A 1,709-nucleotide genomic window follows, 5' to 3' on the forward strand; every position below is an offset into this window, starting at 1 on the left:
TGACCGCGGACGACGTTGGACCCTCGGCCGAGGACGCACGGCTCTATGTGCGGCCGTCTCCCTCGGCGGACGCTGAGGTGGCAAACGGCCGGACGACGACGGGGAGGGCAGGCGCCATGGACGCTCGCGTCGTGCCCGTGGGAGGTCTGACCGCCGGGCAGGTCGAGGCGGCGCTGCGTGCGGCGACGGCGGCACCGTCGCTGCACAACAGCCAGCCGTGGCGGTTTCGCTGCACCTCGAGCGCCATTGAGCTGTATGCGGATCCCGCGCGTGCCGTCGCGGTGGCCGATCCCGACCACCGGGAGCTGCTTTTGGCCTGCGGCGCGGCACTGCTGAACCTGCGGCTGGCCATCCGGGCCATGGGGGTCTACCCGGACGTGCGCGGCTTCCCCGACCCGGCACGGCCGCACCTGCTGGCCATGGTGCGGCCGGCCGGCAGGCGTGCGGCCACGCCGGCGGACCGGGCACTGGCCGCGGCGGTGGCCCGCCGGCGCACCAACCGCCGCCCGTTCGTGCCGGCACCCGTTCCCGCGGCGGTGCGCAACCGGCTGCGCCGGGCCGCGGAGGCGGAGCGGTCCTGGCTGGCCATCCTGGACCGCACGCAGATGGCCGTGCTGCGCGCCCTGGTAGACCAGGCACACCGGGCGCAGCTCGCCGATGCACAGTTCGTGGCCGAGTGGCGGCACTGGACCGGCCGCGCCGACGACACCTGGGACGGCGTACCTGCCCGCAGCGCCGGGCCGGCGCCGGAGCCGCAGGACGAGTGGGTGTTGCGGGACTTCACCGCCGGTCGGGCGGCCCGCCGGGTGGCCGGCAAGGACTTCGAACCGGAGCCGCTGATCGTGGTCGTCGGCTCCTTCCAGGACGGGCGGGCCAGCCAGCTCCAGGTCGGGCAGGCGATGCAACGGGTGCTGCTGACCGCCACCGAGGAGGGGCTGGCCGCCTCGTTCTTGTCCCAGGTGGTGGAGGTGCCGCAGGCGCGCCGGGAGCTGCGGGCGCTGATCGGCGGTGGGCTGTGGCCGCAGACCGTCCTGCGCATCGGCTACGGCTCCCCGGTCCCCGCGACGCCGCGGCGACCGCTCGAGGATGTGCTGATGACCGCCGACCTCCGGCCCGTCGCGACCGGCCGGGTCGAATGAGTCCCGCCACAGGTCGGCCGGACCCGCGGCCTTCCCGCTGACCGGGGTCCTGTGCCATCCGGCGGGGTCGGCTCGGCGTTTCGCGCTTATTCGGCGGATGGCTGGCGTTGCGTACGTAGTTCGGTGGCCAGCACCGCGGCCTGGGTACGGCGTTCCATGCCGAGCTTGGTCAGCAGCCGGGAGACGTAGTTCTTCACCGTCTTCTCGGCCAGGAACATCCGAGCCGCGATCTGCCGGTTGGTCAGCCCCTCGCCGATGAGGTCCAGCAGGGTGCGTTCCTGCGCGGTCAGCCGGGGCAGCGGCCCGGACTCCTCGTCGCCGGCGCGTAGCCGGGCCATCAGCGCCGCGGCGGCCCGGTTGTCCAGCAGCGACTTGCCCGAGCCCACGGTGCGCACCGCGGAGACCAGTTCCATGCCCTTGATGTCCTTGATCACATACCCGCTCGCGCCGGCCAGGATCGCGTCCAGCATGGCCTGCTCGTCGGTGAACGAGGTCAGCATCAGGCAGGTCAGCTCGGGCAGCTTCGACCGCAGCTCGCGGCACAGCTCCACGCCGTTGCCATCCGGCAGG

General features: G+C 73.6%; 2 protein-coding genes. One reads left to right on the forward strand and one right to left on the reverse strand.

The features are described 5' to 3' along the window. Positions 1-131: 131 nt before the first annotated feature. Positions 132-1,139 (forward strand): Acg family FMN-binding oxidoreductase, encoded by a 1,008-nt coding sequence (locus tag FFT21_RS28360; protein WP_307722970.1) that lies wholly within the window; start codon positions 132-134, stop codon positions 1,137-1,139. An 86-nt stretch (positions 1,140-1,225) separates the two neighbouring features. Here FFT21_RS28360 and FFT21_RS28365 read toward each other — a convergent pair. Then, the coding region (locus FFT21_RS28365; protein WP_137816968.1) for a LuxR C-terminal-related transcriptional regulator at positions 1,226-1,709 on the reverse strand (484 nt) is incomplete at its 5' end.

The organism is Gandjariella thermophila, from assembly GCF_005405885.1.
Classification (GTDB): domain Bacteria; phylum Actinomycetota; class Actinomycetes; order Mycobacteriales; family Pseudonocardiaceae; genus Gandjariella; species Gandjariella thermophila.